The organism is Cohnella sp. WQ 127256, assembly GCF_024519285.1.
Classification (GTDB): domain Bacteria; phylum Bacillota; class Bacilli; order Paenibacillales; family Paenibacillaceae; genus Cohnella.
On the sequence record NZ_JAMZCY010000001.1, the window covers coordinates 468843 to 486586 of the forward strand.

The following is a 17744-nucleotide window of genomic DNA, read 5'->3' on the forward strand; positions in this document are numbered from 1 at the left end:
TCGGTACATATGATCATGCCCTTCCAGATCGCCGATAACAAAAGAATACGCGTCATCATAAATACGGATCCAGCGAACGAAGCTGATGATCAATATGCGATCGTACATGCGCTACTGACGCCAAGGTTCCACATTGCTGGAATCATCGCAGCACACTTCGGTACACGTACGACAACGACGATGGAGGAATCGTATGCGGAAGCAAGTAAGGTGCTGAAGCTAATGGATATGGAACATACTGTTCCACTCTATAAGGGTGCTCCACATGCGCTTGAGAATGAGTCGATCCCCGTTATCTCTGAAGGTGCCGAGCTGATTATCCGTGAGGCGCTGAAGGATGATCCGTTACCGTTGTACGTCATTTTCCTCGGTCCGCTAACGGATCTGGCTTCCGCTTATTTAATGGAGCCTCAAATTGCAGACAAGTTAACAGCGGTTTGGATTGGAGGCGGAACGTATCCACATGGTGCAGAGGAATTTAATTTACAAAACGATATTAAAGCAGCGAATATCGTGTTCCAATCTCCGATACCGTTGTGGCAGGTTCCTAAGAACGTCTATTCCATGATCCGGGTTAGCTTGGCTGAGCTAGCGGTTAGAGTTCGTCCCTATGGAGAAATCGGGAAGTATTTGTACGAGCAGTTAGTCGAATTCAACCTATTACCGAGACATCATGCGAGGTGGCCTAAAGGTGAGATGTGGATGCTTGGGGATTCTCCCGCAGTGTCGCTTCTGATCGATGATCACACATTCGAATACGACTTGCGCAAGGCCCCATATATTCGCGAGGATATGAGCTATGAGGACCGGGAGGATGGACGAATCATCCGAGTTTATCGCTATGTAGATTCCAGGTTCACACTTGAGGACATGTACGCTAAGCTAGTATTGTTCCATGCTTACAACGAAGAGAAGGGGAGAACGCCATCATGACACTTAAAATAGTAGGCTGCAAAACAGAATATGCGATCAATCCGCTCGGGCTAAGTACACTTGCGCCCCGTCTTTTCTGGAGAATAGAAACCGAGGAGCAAGCTGTACGACAAACCGCTTATCAGATTCTCGTAGCCTCATCCCAACAGCAGCTTGATCTTAACGATGCCGATATGTGGGATAGCGGTAAAGTGGCTACCAGCAAATCCATTCAGATTGTATATGAAGGTAAAACGCTTAAGCAGGAAGGCGTTTATTATTGGAAGGTTCGTGTTTGGGATGGCGAAGATCAGCAATCCGAATGGAGCGAGTCTGCATTCTGGAGTATTGGATTGCTCTCTCGTCTGGCTTGGAAGGGGAAATGGATCGGACGTAAGCCTGTGACGAATGTAATTTCCGAGGACGCTTCGGGATCAGATGAACATAAACCTGAACTGGAGAAGCAGCTATTGCCCTCCCCTTATTTACGTAAAACATTCGCAATTCGCGGTCCTATTAAGCGCGCAACTGCCTATGCGACCGCACTTGGTGTCTATAAGTTAAGTGTAAACGGTGCCCGCGTGGGTGGAGATTGGTTCGCACCGGGATGGACGGACTACAACGTTCGTACGCAAGTGCAAGCCTACGATATTACGGGACAGCTGCAAGCGGGCGACAATACGTTCAACGTTATTTTGGGAGATGGCTGGTATTCAGGGACGGTTGGATTTCTAGGCGATAAAGTATATGGAGAAAGACCTTTTTTCCTCCTGCAGACGAACATCGAGTATGAAGACGGAAGCCGCGACAGCGTAGTTACCGATGGTAGCTGGGCAGTGACAACAGGTCCGATCCTCTATTCTGACATGATCAAAGGTGAAACCTATGACGCGACGAAGGAACTGAGCGGCTGGGACACGACTAACTATGACGACTCTGCTTGGGAGAAGCCAGATGTACGTCCAGGTTACAATGGGGTTCTGAGCGCAACTCTCGAACCTCCTATACGGACGACAGAAGTTCTTAAGCCGATCAGTATTCGTAAGACAGACATCGGAACCTATATTTATGATATGGGACAAAATATGGTGGGCTGGACGGAAGTGAAGGTTAACGGTAAGCGCGGAACGCGAATTACGTTAAGTCATGCGGAAATGCTTAATCCGGACGGTTCGATGTATTTGGATAACTTACGTGTGGCTGTTCAGCAGAATCATTATATCCTTAAGGGCGAAGGAGAAGAGCGCTACGAGCCGAACTTCACCTTCCACGGCTTCCGATATGTCGAGCTGATCGGCTATCCGGGTGAAGCTGATCTCGACACGATTGTCGGCAAGGTAGTCCATTCCGATACGCCTAAAACCGGAAGTCTGCGTACTTCAGATGAGAAGATAAATAAGCTTTATTCGAATATTACGTGGGGACAGAGAGGCAACTTCCTATCGGTTCCAACGGATTGTCCTCAACGCGATGAGCGACTGGGGTGGACGGGTGATGCGCAAATATTTGCTCGTACAGCATCCTATAACATGGATGTCTCGCAATTTTTCACTAAGTTCTATCAGGATATGCTAGATTGCCAGCTTCCTTCAGGGGCATTCACCGATGTCGCTCCGGATGCAGGATGGATTCGGCATAAAATGTGGAACACGAGACTGAATTGGTATGCGCCGGACAATTCGGGCTGGGGGGATGCAGGTGTCGTTATTCCATGGACTCTGTATCTGATGTACGGGGATACGCGTATTCTAGAGGCTAACTATGGCGCTATGGAACGTTGGGTTGAATATTTGCGTTGCAGCACAGATAACCTTGTTCGTCCGGACTATGCCAATTATGGAGACTGGTTATCGATTGGCGCGGATACGCCTAATGAAGTGCTTGCTACAGCTTATTTTGCTTACAGCACAAAGCTGCTATCGCGTATTGCAGGTGCGTTAGGAAAAACGGATGATGAGGCGCATTATCAAGCCTTGTTCGTGGATATAGCAGCGGCATTCCGAGGTGCATTCGTCGATGAAGCTGGAGTTATTCGAGGTCACACCCAAACCGTATATGTACTAGCGCTACAATTTGGATTATTGACCGATGAGCTCCGAGAGAAGGCTGTTGCACACCTGACAGCGGATATTAAACAGCGAGGTGATCGATTGTCTACGGGATTCCTAGGGGTAGGTTACTTGCTTCCTGCACTTACGGATAATGGCCGTCTGGATGTCGCTTATCAGCTGTTAACCCAAGAGGAGTTTCCTTCTTGGATGTACTCGATCAAGCACGGTGCGACGACCATATGGGAACGTTGGGACGGTTGGACCGAGGACAATGGCTTCCAGACCCCATCCATGAACTCCTTCAATCATTACTCTCTTGGTTCCGTCGGGGAATGGATGTATCGATATATGGCAGGGATAGAGACAGACGCAGCGGCATCCGGTTTCCGTCATGCGATTATTCGCCCCCGTCCGGGTGGAGCACTGACTGAAGTGGAAGCATCCTACGAATCGTTATACGGTACGATCTCTTCGCATTGGGAGCAGGAAAGAAAAGGAACATTCCGTCTTAAAGTTGTGATTCCTCCGAATACGACCGCTACGGTATGGGTTCCGAAAGGGACGGTTTCCATTAACGGAGGTTCAGCTGGAGACACTGCTCTGGCTGGGTGTACAGCCATGGGAGAAGAAGAGAATAGCTTGAAATTCTATATTCCATCGGGCACTTATGAGTTCCTAAGCACTCTATGAGTCTAGTTTAAATTCGAGCATGAATAGATAACGAATAACCTTCCGGAGAGATCAAGTCTTCGGAAGGTTGTTTACGTACGGGAGGTGGCATGAGGATGTTGAAAAGGTGGCATTTATTAGGTAGTGTTCGATCTCAAATTCTGATCTTACTGCTGGTGTTCATTATCACGCCGACAACGATCATTTCCGTGTTTACCATTAACAAATTCACGGCCATGATCGAACAGAACGGGATGGATATGATGGAAACTGCACTTATGCACTCGATGGAGAACACCCAAAATTTTATGGATGGTGCTGCAGATGCCGCGCTTGTGATCATGACCAACACTGCGATAACAGATCCGATTTTGAAGTCGGACAAGCAGGGAACAGTTCAGCAAAGAATTGGTGTCTCCAAGCTGCTGGAGAAATATTTGTACGAGCTGAAAATCCATGGCATAAGGGCTAAAGAGATCGCAGTTATAAATACGTCGAACGAGAAAATCTACTCTGGAGCAAACACGTTTGTTCTGCAATCTATGTCCGTTACGAATTGGCATGAGCAAGTGACAAAGCTTGAAGGTAAGCCTTATTGGGGGAGCTTTAACAATAACGGAAAATATATTTATGTTGCCCGCCAAGTTAAGCATTATATCAAGTCTGAGAAGCGCTTCGAGGAGCTTGGAGTTGTGCTTATGAGCTTTGACGAGAGAGAATTTGCCTCTATCAATTCTTCAGTGAACTTGGTTAATCGCTCCGAAATTCTGATTGGGAATGCAAACGGTCTTATGATTTCAGGAACAGAAGCTTCCCAGGTCGGAAAGTCGCTTGCACCCGGTATTCTTCCCTTGCAGAAGGGAAACCGTGAACTTGATCTTTCCACCCTATATCCATCTGGTATGGCCAATCGTCTTATGGTGTACGATGCTATCCCGAACAGCGATTGGAGTCTGATCGTATCTGCTCCTATTGAGGAGCTGTTGCAGATGCAACACAAAATTAAAAATATGATTATGATTTCGACAGGCTTATGCGTAATAGGTGCTTTTATCTTGGCAGCTCTATTAGCTCATAGAATGACACAGCCGCTGAAGAGACTGTCAAAGGATGTGAAGCAGCGGATCAAGAATGGTGATTTTGCCTTCTGGCCTATGCAGGAGCCCTCGTGGCAGGACGAGATTGCTGGATTGGGTCAAGGCTTCTACAGGCTGGTAGCGGACTTGAACGAAACAAAGAATAAGATGCACAAAGTAGAAATCATCAAGCGTGAGGCTGAGCTTGATGCGATGAAAAGTAAAATAAAGCCTCACTTTCTATATAACTCACTTGAGTCTGTGAGGATGCTAGCTGTCATTAACAAAGATCCGAGTACTGCGGATATGATTAAATCGCTCGGTCATCTGTTTCGATACATTATGACGGATCAGAAGAATAACACGACATTAGCGGACGAGCTGGAATATTTACATAGTTATATTAAGCTACAAAAAATTAGATACGAAGATCGGCTAGAGGTAGAGATCGATATACCCGATCATCTGATGAACGTTAAATTACAGAAGCTTGTCCTACAGCCTCTGGTGGAAAACTCTATTGAGCATGGCATCAATTATAAGAGAGGCGGGAAGCTCATCCGAGTCTCTGCTACGGAAGTCGAAGACGATGTACTCATTCAAGTCTGGGATGAAGGTGCGGGAATAGATCCAGACAAGCTGATCAGCCTCCAGGACAATCTTGATGATGCGAATTCAGATATTGACCACATCGGTTTAAGGAATGTTCATCGGAGATTACGATTGTATTTCGGAGAGCCCTATGGACTTACCCTAGAGAGTGTGCGTGACAGCTATACTAATGTGTTCATAAGGATACCCAAAGATCGAGCCAACCGTTAACAGGAGGAGAAATGGGATATGCATACAGTACTGATTGTTGACGATGACGCCATGATTGTTAAAGGACTTGAGCTCATTGTGGATTGGAGCGGAATGGGATTCGAAATCGTGGGTACGGCAAGAGACGGGGAGGAAGGCTTTCAGGCCGTGCAGCAGTTGAGACCCGATATCGTTCTGACGGATATTAAGATGCCTTACAAAAGCGGGCTTGAGATGATTGAGGATTGCTTATCGAATGGCTTGCAGCCGGCTTTTGTCGTCTTAACTGGATTTAACGAATTCGAATATGCCAAGAGAGCACTGAAAAGCCGGGTAGCAGACTATTTGTTGAAGCCGATTGATGAAGCGGAATTGATCTCGGTATTAACCAACATACGCACGCAGCTTGCCGATGGAGAGAGAAGGAAGTCGGATTTATCAGCGCTTGAACGAAGATTACAGGAAAGCTATCCTATTTTACGAGAAAAATTCATTGGAGATATGGTTAAAGGTAGTCTTACTCCTATTGAACTTAGTGAGGAGAATTTGAAGTATTACGATATCCGGCTAGCTGGTGACGTATTCCAAATAGTAATGCTAGATCAGGAATTTGCGGATACGGATGAGGATCAGCGCATGCTGAGTGAAATGAAGCTGATGGAAATTATCCAAGAAGCTCTTGGTCAGTGCGGGATTTATGCGTTAGTTGCTCGAATCGAGGAGCGTATGGTGGTGGTATTGAGTGGAGAGGGAGATGAATTCCTTAGGCTGAGGGAAGGATTGGAGAGTATTCAGAGAGCGGCTGACAAGTGGTTAGGCTTGCGGTTGACGATCGGGGTATCGACGACAGCAGGGAGGGAAGAGCTGCCCACCCTTTATACGGAGGTAGTAACAGCTGTTCGTTACAAAATGTATGAAGGTAAAGGCAGTGTGATTTATTACAGCCAATTAAATAGGCTTGATCAGTCTACCTATGGTTATTTGGAGGATCAGGCCAGGCTCTTAATCTCTGGAGTCAGTGAGATGGATGTAGAGAAGGTATATGCAGTAATCGATGATTTGTTCGAGAAAATACAGCGGACGGGCATGTTGTCTCCTGACTCCGTCTACCGGATGTGCACCGAAATCCTGTTCGAGACTAGGAAGGCTCTGACTGAAATTGGTGTGAATATGGATGATATCGTAGACGAGGATATTTTCTCTAAGAAAGTGATGTCTCGATATGAGACTCTGGAGGAGCTCAAGCATTGGCTTGGCGTCATCTTCAAGAATACGATCGATTTTATTGATAGACGTTCCAGTCGAGTTAATGGAGAACCCATTGATCCTATCATTCTGTTCATGAATGCCAATTACGACAAGAATATTGATCTTGAGCTCATTTCTAAAACCTTTTATATTGATCCAAGCTATTTCTGCAAAGTATTTAAGAAAACGACGGGTGTAACGTATCTTAGTTATTTGACCCAAATTAGAATGGCTAAAGCGTGTGAATTTCTAAAAAATCCCCAAAATAAGGTATATGAAATTGCGGGCAAGACTGGTTATGAGGACCAGCGGTATTTCAGTCAGGTGTTCCGCAAGCATACAGGTATGACACCAAGTGACTATCAGAGGATACAGACCAAAAATTAAACATCGATAACAAGTTTACCTCATTACCTTCCTCTTCTCTAAAGATTAACCTTTAGGTAAGCGGTTTCTACTCGTTTCGTATCTATCATGAGCTATGAAACCGACTATGGTGCAATTCTTAACTTAGAAAGGGGAAATCATATTGAAAGCGTCAACAAAGTCGTCAGTTGCATTACTTTCCGTTATTTGTAGTTCCATGCTTCTTTTCAGTGCCTGCGGAAGCAATTCTAATTCAAAGGGAGCAAATGAAGGCGGAAACGCGGGGGGAGAAAGCAAGAAGGTAGAATTCAAAATCTCTTCATGGGCCGGACCTGGTAAGAAAGAAGGGATGGATAAAATTATTGAGGAGTACAAAAAAGTTAAACCTAATGTCAAAGTCACTTATGAAGAAGTAGCTCAATCGAACACGGATTTCGATGTTTGGATGTCTGCTCAGTTGTCCGGAAATCAAGAGCCAGAAGTAATCATGGACTTCAGCTACCACAATCCGTATGACAAGTACATTGATAAGGGATATAACATCCTGGAGATGGACCCGTATTTGGACAAGGTGAGTCCATATACGAACAAGAAGTGGGGAGAGAGCTTTCGTGAGGTAGATCTCAATCTCATGAGGTCTCCACAGAACGGGAAGCTGAACAATGTGGCAACCTCGATGGTCACATTGAAAATCGCCTATAACAAGGACATGTATGACCAATTGGGTCTGCAAATTCCTACTACTTATACCGAGATGATCGAGAATTTCAAGAAAATTCGGGAAGCGAAGATCGGTGCAGAGCCCTTCTCAGGTTTTCTGAAGGCTGGCGCTGCTTGGGACTGGTTCGCAAGGTTTACAGCTCAGCAGACGCAAGAGCAATATGTGCCCCAGATCGATACCCTATTTAAGAACAACAAGTATCAGCAGGATGAATACGTGAAGGCAATAGATGAAGGAATCATTGATATCCGTAAGCCCGAGGTTAGGAACTTGTACGAGCTCTTTAAGGAGTTTACGACTTATTGGGCGCCAGGGGCTATGGCTATGACGAATACAGAAGCAAGAGATATGTGGCTGCAAGCAAAAACAGTGCACGCATTTACGATCAATATAGATGCTAAGCCATTTGCAAGCGACATGAAGCCATCCTTTAATTGGGGCACATTCGAATTCCCAGTAATAACGAAGGATATCGCGCCTACCTCCAATGAAGATCCTGCAGAATTCGGTGATTTCGCCGATGCATTCGTCGTAATGCCTTCAGCGATCAAGGCTAACATCCAAGACGAGGTTATGGACTTTATTATGTTCTATACGTCACCTGAGATGGCAACCCAATTGGCGGATATGAATTGGATCACACCGACTGTAGTCGATGTGGAGCCTAATGCGAATCTAGAAATGTATTTGCCAAAATATAGACCGCAAAATCAGATCGATTTGAATTCAAATGCGATTCTGGGGTCTGTACCAAGACAATTCGTATTTCAGCAAATTCAACGCTATGTTCTGGACGACATTACGATCGACCAACTTGTCGATTCTATCGATAAGAATGTAAAGGAAGAAGTAGCGAAGCTCAAGAAAGAAAAAGGATGGTCCAAGGAAAATGACTACGGTCATAAGTAATCCCTAATCGTGCTTTGCAAATCCCCGCAGCCGGAGCTGCTATCCATTGCGGGGATTTGTTAGATGTGCACGGTGGATAGATAGGAGGTACTTCAGCATGTCGCAACCACGCGTTAACCTATGGAAATCCGTTTATCGATTCAAGCATGCGTATGTATTCCTATTGCCGCTCATCGTTCTTCTGGGACTGTTCAGCTATTACCCCATTGTGATGGCGTTGAAAATGTCCTTTTACCATTGGAAGGGCGGCAACGAAGCTGTATTTATCGGGTTTGATAATTTTGTGACCTTGTTTAAGGATAAGGCTTTTTATGTATCGCTGAAAAATGCACTATGGTTTATCCTATTCGATTGTACTGTAGGCGTGCTCATGCCGCTGATCGTAGCCGAGCTGCTGTTTCATTTGAAGAGCACGCGATTGCAATATGTATATCGGACGCTGTTCGTCGCGACGATCACCGTACCGTCCGTTATTATCATACTAATCTGGGTGTTTCTGTACAATCCGTCCATTGGCGGTATGAATGTGTTGGTGGACATCATTGGCATCTCCCCACAGCTTTGGCTCGGAGGGACGGATACCGCATTATTTTCTATTATTTTCTCAGGCTTTCCTTTCATTAATCCTATCTTTCTTCTCATTGTTTTCGCAGCACTCCAAGCGATACCTAAGTCATTGCACGAAGCGTCTGTGATGGAAGGCTGTGGCGTTTGGAAACGGATCCTGTCTATTGATATTCCGTTGATCCTCGGACAGTTGAAGCTCATTTTTATATTAGGAATATTGCACGGAATGCAATCCTTTTACAAACAAATGATCATGACGGATGGGGGACCTGGCAACGAAACGCTCGTTCCCGGCTTACACATGTTTCAAGCGGGATTCAGACACAACGATTTCGGATATGCTTCCACAATCGGGTTCGTCATGTTAATTCTCATGCTGGTATTGACGATTGTTTCGAACAAACTGATCAAGACCGAGGACGATCATTAATGACTTGGGAGGTTTATCATGAACAAGAATAAGATAGCTTCCTTTATCTTGATCTTCTTATTATCTTTGTTTATTTTATTTAGCTTTTTTCCGATTTTGATTATGCTTCTAACTTCTTTGAAATCTAATATGCAAGTTAGCTTAGGCGTATTCAAGTTTCCATCGGTTATTCATTGGGACAATTACAGCCGGGCGTTCGATGCTGTTCTTCCATATGCGATGAATTCAATCTTTATAGCCGTCGCAGCGGTGATAGGTGTACTGATCGCTTCTTCGTTTGCGGCTTATGCCTTTGCTAGATATCGTTTTCCCGGTCGCGAGATCTTATATTATTTGATCATCGCGTTAATGATGGTCCCAGCAGTACTTATCTTAATTCCAATGTTCAAGCTGGTTGTTGCATTGGATATGCTGAACACCTACTGGGTCGTTATCTTACCGCAAATTGCCAGCGGTTGCATTATCGCTGTGTTTCTCCTAAGAAGCTTCTTCGCGGGGCTGCCTGAAGATCTATTCGAGAGCTTTCGAATTGATGGCGCAAGGGAAATCACGATTCTAACCCGCTTGGTGCTGCCTCTTTCCAAGCCGATCATGGGTACGATCGCCGTTCTGAATTTTCATTCCTCCTGGAACGATTATATTTGGCCGTTGGTCACGATTAATAAGAATGCGCTTAAACCTGTAGTGACGGGGATTATGTCATTCTCGAATGATTATTCGACAGATTACGGACCGATGATGGCGGCTTATGTTCTGGCCTCGATTCCATTAATGCTTGTGATTGGATTCGCTATGAAATATTTCGTGCATGGGCTTACGAGTGGAGCCGTTAAGGCTTGATGAGCATGGAGGGAGAGGTAATCATGAAGAAGTCAATCGTCCAGCCGAGGCTAGGCTTACAAGGACCGACCGTTTCTTGGTTGGATCCGTGGGCGGGGGAAGCTTCCTCCCAGATTATGCGGACAGGTACAGGCAGTGTGTTACCGCCACAAGATCCGACGCCGGAGCCGGAGGAATTCATCCAAGCCATGCAGCAATTAGGAGCAGAGTTCTACGTTCACCATCTGCTTCCTAATTCTCTGGGCCAATCCGAGATGATTCGTGATGCGGTTGCACATGGCCTGGATATTGTTCTAGGAAATGAGTATGGCAATATCAACGGTCCTTATATAGAGGGGACGAACCGTTACGATATACCCGATAAAGAGGTACTGGAGGCATCCCGCAGTGGAAGGCTGATCGGTTTGCTGTATGATGAGCCCGAGCACCTTCAGATCAATGCTGACCAATACCGTAAAGATGGTTTTTACCCGCATTGGGGGATAACGGAGGGGCTCTCTCTTGCAGAAGCTGAAGACAAGGTGACGGATGCTGTTGCGGCGAGGGTATCGCATGTCGATAAGCTATTGGAACAGAATGGGCTGAATTCCGCTACTGTTCCACTTCTTTCCGAGCATGTCTTTCCGGTTATGTTTCACACGATGGCACGCGGAGGCATGGCACTCTGTCCGAAAGTGATGAAGGAGTCGTTCCAATCTCTGCAGCTGTCGTCAGCTTTGGGCGCAGCCAAGCAGTACAATCGGCAGATGTGGATTTGTGCGGATCTATGGGGACCAGATACAGGACCCTGGTTTATCCGTACCCCTGGACTTCCCGGGCACTCTCCTGAAGAATATGCATCCGCGTTAAGAATGGGCTACTATATGGCTCCAACTCACTTATTCACAGAAAATATTGATGCACTTCTCAGATTTGAGAAGAATCGATTTCTGAAAACCGAATTTGGCGAGGTTTGGGATGAATTTGCGCGTAAATTTGTACCGGAGAATCCGTTGGAGTGGAGCCACTCGGAGGCGAATGCGGATATCGTGTTTATTCATGCCGATGACAGTAACTATGGCCAGAATGAACGCTTGTATGGTAATCGCCAATTACGTGCTGAGGATGCAAGCCAAAGCGTTTTTCAAGTATGGCATTTACTCAGCCATGGAACGATTCCTGCTCATGGAAGCTGTATGCACATTCCCGGATATACTTTCCCCAGACATCAGTTGAAGGCGAACACCGCGGCGGATCGATTTCCGCTTGAGGCAGGAATTCTATTCGAAGCTGATCAACGGGTACATTCGTTATTTGAGCCGATGAACAATGTGCTTGTATTCGATGAAAAGGTCACGGAGAAGGAGCTTGGCCAACCGAAACTGATTGTGGTAGCTGGTTCACGGCTCTCTGCCGAAACGCTGACCGCAGTACGCAGTCAGGCTGAATCGGGTGCGACGGTCATAATCGCGAGCTGGCTGACACCGACGCTCTGGAGGCATAGCGGACAAGTAGGTGAGGGTAACTGGCTGGTTACAAGGGGTTTCCTGACAGATGAGAGAGTTCGTGAAACGATGCTCCCGTTTCTGGGAAGCAGGGATTGCTGGATGCAGCGCTTCGCGAATACCGAGCTAAGAATATATCGTGGCGATTCCCGTGGGTTTACGCTTGACTTTGAAATATTTCGGAAATAAAGAAGTGATAAGCATCTAATCGGATAGAAAGATGAGGCTGGGGACATCGCTCCCGAGCCTCTTTATTTTCTAGCAAGCACTCTCTCTACCTTTAACAAGTGCTGTAGCATTCTTTCCCCAGCTAGCTTCTCATCCATGGCTTCAATTGCGTCGACGATATCCTTATGCTCTTGCAGAAGCTTCTCTGTTGAGGCACGCTCAGCGAAAAACCAGAGTCGGCGCGATTCTTTCATGCTTTCGCGCATTCTGTCAGTCATAGATTCCATCATCGAGCTCAATATTGAATTATGCGAGGCTTTAGCGATCTGCAGATGAAATTGAAAATCCGCTTGATCACTACCTTCTTCGTCATGGAGTGCCGCTTCCATTGCTGAGAGCGTTGCTTTTAAGTGGAGGATATCGTCGTCTGTTCTATGCTTGGCGGCAAGAGAGGCCGAACCCATCTCAATGAATTTACGCACTTCGAGTACTTCCTGCAACAATGTCGTATTGTAATCTAGCTCGATGTTATCCTCTTTAGGTGGCTGTAGGCTTACAAAGGTCCCCCCTCCATGTCGGATGGTCACCCAACCCATCGCTTTTAATGCACTTAGTGCTTCTCTCACCGTCGAACGACCGACAGCAAAGCTTTCTGCTAATTCGACTACAGTAGGCAATTTCGAGCCAGGAGCATAAATATGTGATGTAATTTGCTCTTTTATCTGCTGCTGAATGACTTCAGACCCTTTTAAAGTCATGATTTTCTGGAATGACACAGAAAAACCTCCATAAAAATGATATACAACAATTAAAGCATACGTTAAACTAATGTAAAAGTCATCTGATCACATGATCAATTACAAAATGAATACTAATATAGGGGGACTGAGTCTCACAATGAATAACACGATTAAGCAGGAACTAAGGGATATAGTGGGTCAAAACTACTTCAAGGATGATGAAGAATCACTGGTCACACATTCTTATGATGGTACACCCATGCTTCAATCTTTACCTGATGGAGTAATTTACCCCAAGGATACAGCAGAAGTATCGGCCATTATGAAAATACTTAATAGGAACCATGTTCCGCTTGTTAGCCGGGGATCGGGTACGAATCTGTGTGGAGGTACCGTCCCTGTCCAAGGGGGTGTCGTTATGGTCATGCACCGAATGAATGCCATATTAGAGGTTGATTTGCAAAATCTAACGGCAACGGTTCAGCCTGGGATGATCACGAAGCAATTCATCGAGCATGTTGAAGGAATGGGACTGTTCTACCCTCCGGATCCAAGCAGCATGTCTATTTCAACAATCGGAGGTAATATTGCAGAATGCTCTGGTGGGCTTCGCGGCTTAAAATATGGGACAACGAAGGATTATGTTTTAGGGCTGGAGTGTGTTCTAGCTTCGGGGGAAATCGTGCGTACAGGCGGCAAATTAATGAAGGATGTAGCTGGTTATGATCTAACAAAGCTTCTGATCGGATCAGAAGGGACTTTGGCGATTATTACGGAAGCGACACTAAAGCTTATTCCCATGCCTAAGCACAAGAAGACGATGCTCGCGATGTTCACGGATTTATATAGCGCAGCTCGCACAGTTTCTCATATTATTGAGAACCGAATTATCCCTGCAACGCTTGAATTTATGGATAATCCAACGATTAAAGTTGTAGATGATTATGCCAAGCTAGGTCTACCTCTGGATATGGCAGCTATTCTTCTCATTGAGCAGGATGGAGAGCCTGAGATGGTGGAGCGTGATATTCAACGGATTTCCGAAATATGCCGAGAAGAGCAAGCGGCGCAAATCAGTATTGCTAATAATCAAGAAGAGGCGTTGAAGCTATTAACCGCAAGACGTAGTGCTTTTACGGCATTGGCAAGATTACGTCCAACGACCATTCTGGAGGATGCGACGGTTCCCCGTTCCAAGATTGCGGAAATGGTATTGGAAATCAATCGCATTGCCCTCAAATATAATGTACAGATTTGCACGTTCGGACATGCTGGAGACGGCAATCTTCATCCAACGGCAACGACGGATGCACGAGATAAGGAAGAAATTCATCGCGTTGAAGAGGCATTCGCCGAAATATTCGAAGCAGCCATCGCTTTGGGAGGCACCATAACAGGGGAGCATGGGGTTGGGTTAGTTAAGGCTCCGTTTCTGGAGTGGAAAGTAGGCGCAGCAGGTATTGAATTGATGAAAGGGATTAAGCTAGCGTTCGATCCGATGCACTTGTTAAATCCCGGTAAAATATTTGCAAAAGAAACAAGACGTAGGGTGGTGCTTAATCGTGGCTAATTCATCATCCTCAACATCCGAAGCGTTACGGCAAACCTTGCAGCTAAAGCTGGATTACGATCAACTAACGAATTGTATGCGCTGCGGTTTTTGTTTGCCAGCTTGTCCAACATTCAAGGAAACAGGAATTGAAGCAGAATCCCCGCGTGGGCGTATCGCTCTCATGAAAGCGGCAGTAGACGGTTTAATGGAGCCGGATGTTCGTTTCGAGGAACAAATGAGTCATTGCCTTGGCTGCAGAGCCTGCGAGCCAGCTTGTCCTGCAGATGTAAAGTACGGTCAATTGATCGAGCAAGCCAGAGATGCTATTGAAGACCATACTACACAGCATCGTGTATGGGTAAAGGGAGTTCGTAAGCTCGTATTTAAGCAATTATTTCCGCATCAAGGTCGGATGAAAATGCTGGGCAAAGGCCTCCGCTTTTATCAAAGGTCAGGGCTTCAAAGCGTTGTTCGTAAAACAGGAGCAGTCAAGCTATTTTCCAAACAATTGTCTTCCTTAGAACGGATATTGCCTAAAGCATCGGGTAAAGGGGTTGTTGATCAGCTTGGTACTCGTATTCCGGCTAAAGGCAAGAAGATTGCTACGGTTGGCATGTTCAGGGGTTGCTTAATGGATACGTTATTCATGGAAACAAATTATAAAACGGTGGGGTTACTCACTGAAGCAGGGTTCGAAGTGGTCATCCCAGATCAACAAAATTGCTGTGGCGCTTTACATGCTCATAGTGGAGAAACGACGCAAGCGAAAGAGCTAGCCAAAAATAATATTCGCGCTTTCCAGGAAGCGGGTGTCGATTACATCATCTCTAATGCAGGTGGATGCGGGGCAATCCTGGTCGAATACGATCACCTGCTACACGATGAACCGGAGTGGCAGGAGCAAAGCTTATGGTTTGCAAAAAGAGTTAAAGATATTAGTGCCATTTTGGTGGAAAAGGGAAACCCGCTTCTATTTAACAACAGTAATGATAAATCGGAGCCTGTCCGCATCACCTATCAAGATTCGTGTCATTTGAAGAATGTAATGAAAGCAGGAGCTGCGCCAAGGAAGCTATTATCTTCATTACCTAATGTTGACTTTGTGGAAATGCAAGATGCAGGTTCATGCTGCGGCTCGGCAGGGATATATAATGTAACGCAGCCTGAGATGGCGAATCAAATTCTTGATCACAAAATGCAGCACGTAAATGCGACAAGACCTCATTATATCGTGACGAGTAATCCGGGGTGTCTGTTGCAGATGAAGCTGGGAATTGATAAGCATGCCGACAACAATCAGATGCAGGCCATTCATATCGTTGATTTTTTGTATGAACGGATGAAGGGACTTAATTAGGTTACAATGAATTGCTTTTTGATTTTTATTCCTATCTCCGTTATTATAAGTAATAATTACACACTTGAATTTGAGATGGAAGCTGGGGTGAGCAACAGAATGGATATCGTGGAGCAAATCGACAAGATTAATCGCCAATTGACGGTTAAAGGATACAAACTTACTCCTCAACGTGAAATTACGCTAAAGGTGCTGCTTGAGAATGAGAAGGATCATTTAAGCGCCGAGGATGTATACATGCTGGTGAAAAGGAAATTTCCTGAAATAGGTCTTGCCACGGTCTATCGTACTTTGGAGCTACTCGCGGAATTGCATATTGTGCAGAAAATGAATTTTGGAGACGGGGTCGCTCGTTTCGATCTTCGTTTTGAAGGGCACGAGCATATGCACCACCATCTGATCTGCGGCGTGTGCGGAGCACTGGAGGAAATAGAAGACGATTGGTTAACGGATTTGGAGCAAAAAATTGCTCGTGAATATGGCTTTCAAGTGACCGATCATCGTCTAGATTTCACTGGCGTATACAATAAGTGCAAAAATAATAGTAAGCCGTGCAAGAAACTGGGAAAAGCCGTCTCCTGACGTCAAACTCGTAGCGTAAGTAATTAACATAAACAATGAACAACCCCCACATGGCCTTGTTTGGCTTGTCGGGGGTTGTCTTGCTAGATTAACTATAGGAAGGGGACGATCCAATGGCACGCCAACGAGCATTTACAAAGACTGAGCTTCTAGATGCAACGGAAGAGCTTTTGTTAGAGCGAGGTTATGATGGTTTTCATTTGAAGGCATTATCTGAGAAGTTAAATGGAGCAAGAAGCACGATTTATGAATATTTTTCGAACAAGGATGAGATTGTCGCGGCATGTATGCGCCGGACGATGGAGCAGATGCTTGCTGCATGTACAGCGATCGAAAACCTTCCTCCTATGCTGGCTTTGAAGAAGACGTTAGTTATTTTTCTGGAACAAGCTCATTTTCATAAATTGATGCTAGCGGCACCTAAGGTTGACCAAACCGCTTCAGAGAAGGCTAAGGTTGATTTACTCTATCTGGATCAAGGGCATATGGAGCTTAAAGCTCAACTGATGGCCCTGTTCGAGAAAGCGAAACAGGAGGGTTTAATCCGGGCTGATATTCCTTTACCCGTCATAGTCGCGGTTTTTTTCCATGCGATCGAAACACCAAATTGGCTGGAGCTTCCTGCGGAGCAGTGGGCGGAAATGTTATTTAAGCTATGGTTGGACGGTGGGAATCGTGAGTAATAAATGTAAAATCGTTCAATTTGACACATGAGTCGGAATGATGCAAAATAGATGAAGGCGAGCAGAATATTTTTTTAAATTAATTCGACACAACTGTCGAAAACGAGGGGGAGTTTTTCATAATGGATGCTTTATTGCTGTTTCTCCACCTTGGAGGTTTGTCGGTCTGGCTAGGTTCAGCTGTCATGGTTGCTCTTCAATTGATGATCATGAAGAGGAACATTCAAGCGACTGATATCTCGAGTCTAACTAGCAAGACGATTCGTGTATTTACTCGAGTCACACATCCAAGTGCGTTTCTTGTATTGTTATCGGGCATATGGATGCTGATGAGAATCGGAATGGAAAATCACGATAACTTTCCATTCTGGCTAAAGTTTATGGAAATGTTCGGTTCAATGGTCATTTTGATTTTCATTATTACGGTATCCATTCTAGGCAAAAAGGTCATTAAGCGAATAGCTGAAGGCAACTGGAGCTTAGTCGGGAAAAGCATCATAACCTTCATCATCGTGACATTGATATTCGCCGTGTTGGCCTTTGTCATCATCTTTGTAGTTAGTGGAAAATATTAAAGAAATAACATCA

At 45.4% G+C, this 17744-nt stretch carries 14 protein-coding genes; 13 read left to right on the top strand and 1 reads right to left on the bottom strand.

Annotated features, from left to right (window positions below; translation table 11 throughout):
• Positions 1–9: 9 nt before the first annotated feature.
• The 8 genes from M1K58_RS01875 (at position 10) to M1K58_RS01910 (ending at position 12263) form a co-directional block, all read left to right on the top strand.
• Complete coding sequence (locus M1K58_RS01875) at positions 10–933, top strand: nucleoside hydrolase (protein WP_256756969.1); 924 nt, start codon at positions 10–12, stop codon at positions 931–933.
• Positions 930–3653, top strand: coding sequence for a glycoside hydrolase family 78 protein (locus M1K58_RS01880; RefSeq protein WP_256756970.1), 2724 nt, complete (start codon positions 930–932; stop codon positions 3651–3653). Before M1K58_RS01875 ends, M1K58_RS01880 begins: the two co-directional genes overlap by 4 nt.
• A gap of 95 nt (positions 3654–3748) precedes the next feature.
• Positions 3749–5530: a sensor histidine kinase gene (locus M1K58_RS01885; protein WP_256756971.1), complete on the top strand. Its 1782-nt coding sequence runs from the start codon at positions 3749–3751 to the stop codon at positions 5528–5530.
• Between the two features lie 18 nt (positions 5531–5548).
• Positions 5549–7144, top strand: coding sequence for a response regulator (locus M1K58_RS01890; RefSeq protein WP_256756972.1), 1596 nt, complete (start codon positions 5549–5551; stop codon positions 7142–7144).
• Between the two features lie 142 nt (positions 7145–7286).
• Entirely contained in the window at positions 7287–8753 is a 1467-nt protein-coding gene (locus M1K58_RS01895) for an ABC transporter substrate-binding protein (protein WP_256756973.1), read from the top strand.
• Between the two features lie 97 nt (positions 8754–8850).
• Entirely contained in the window at positions 8851–9750 is a 900-nt protein-coding gene (locus tag M1K58_RS01900; protein WP_256756974.1) for a carbohydrate ABC transporter permease, read from the top strand.
• A gap of 18 nt (positions 9751–9768) precedes the next feature.
• A complete protein-coding gene (locus tag M1K58_RS01905; protein WP_256756975.1) occupies positions 9769–10590 on the top strand; it encodes a carbohydrate ABC transporter permease in 822 nt (273 codons plus the stop codon).
• Positions 10591–10613: 23 nt separating this feature from the next.
• A complete protein-coding gene (locus M1K58_RS01910; protein WP_256756976.1) occupies positions 10614–12263 on the top strand; it encodes a hypothetical protein in 1650 nt (549 codons plus the stop codon).
• Between the two features lie 62 nt (positions 12264–12325).
• Here the strand turns inward: M1K58_RS01910 and M1K58_RS01915 are convergent, their stop codons facing one another.
• Positions 12326–13018, bottom strand: a complete 693-nt coding sequence (locus tag M1K58_RS01915) for a FadR/GntR family transcriptional regulator (protein ID WP_256756977.1) — start codon at positions 13016–13018, stop codon at positions 12326–12328.
• Between the two features lie 121 nt (positions 13019–13139).
• On the opposite strand from M1K58_RS01915, the gene M1K58_RS01920 reads away from it, so the two are divergent.
• The 5 genes from M1K58_RS01920 to M1K58_RS01940 all read left to right on the top strand — a co-directional run bounded on the left by M1K58_RS01920 (position 13140) and on the right by M1K58_RS01940 (position 17731).
• The gene (locus M1K58_RS01920) at positions 13140–14552 is read left to right on the top strand and encodes an FAD-linked oxidase C-terminal domain-containing protein (RefSeq protein WP_256756978.1); all 1413 of its coding nucleotides are present in this window, start codon (positions 13140–13142) and stop codon (positions 14550–14552) included.
• Positions 14545–15891: a (Fe-S)-binding protein gene (locus tag M1K58_RS01925; protein WP_372339088.1), complete on the top strand. Its 1347-nt coding sequence runs from the start codon at positions 14545–14547 to the stop codon at positions 15889–15891. The genes M1K58_RS01920 and M1K58_RS01925 overlap by 8 nt, the downstream gene beginning before the upstream one ends.
• Positions 15892–15990: 99 nt before the next feature.
• Complete coding sequence (fur, locus tag M1K58_RS01930; RefSeq protein ID WP_306220215.1) at positions 15991–16473, top strand: ferric iron uptake transcriptional regulator; 483 nt, start codon at positions 15991–15993, stop codon at positions 16471–16473.
• Between the two features lie 113 nt (positions 16474–16586).
• On the top strand, positions 16587–17156 hold the full coding sequence (locus tag M1K58_RS01935; RefSeq protein ID WP_256756979.1) for a TetR/AcrR family transcriptional regulator: 570 nt from the start codon (positions 16587–16589) through the stop codon (positions 17154–17156).
• A gap of 122 nt (positions 17157–17278) precedes the next feature.
• A complete protein-coding gene (locus tag M1K58_RS01940) occupies positions 17279–17731 on the top strand; it encodes a hypothetical protein (protein WP_256756980.1) in 453 nt (150 codons plus the stop codon).
• Positions 17732–17744: the final 13 nt, after the last annotated feature.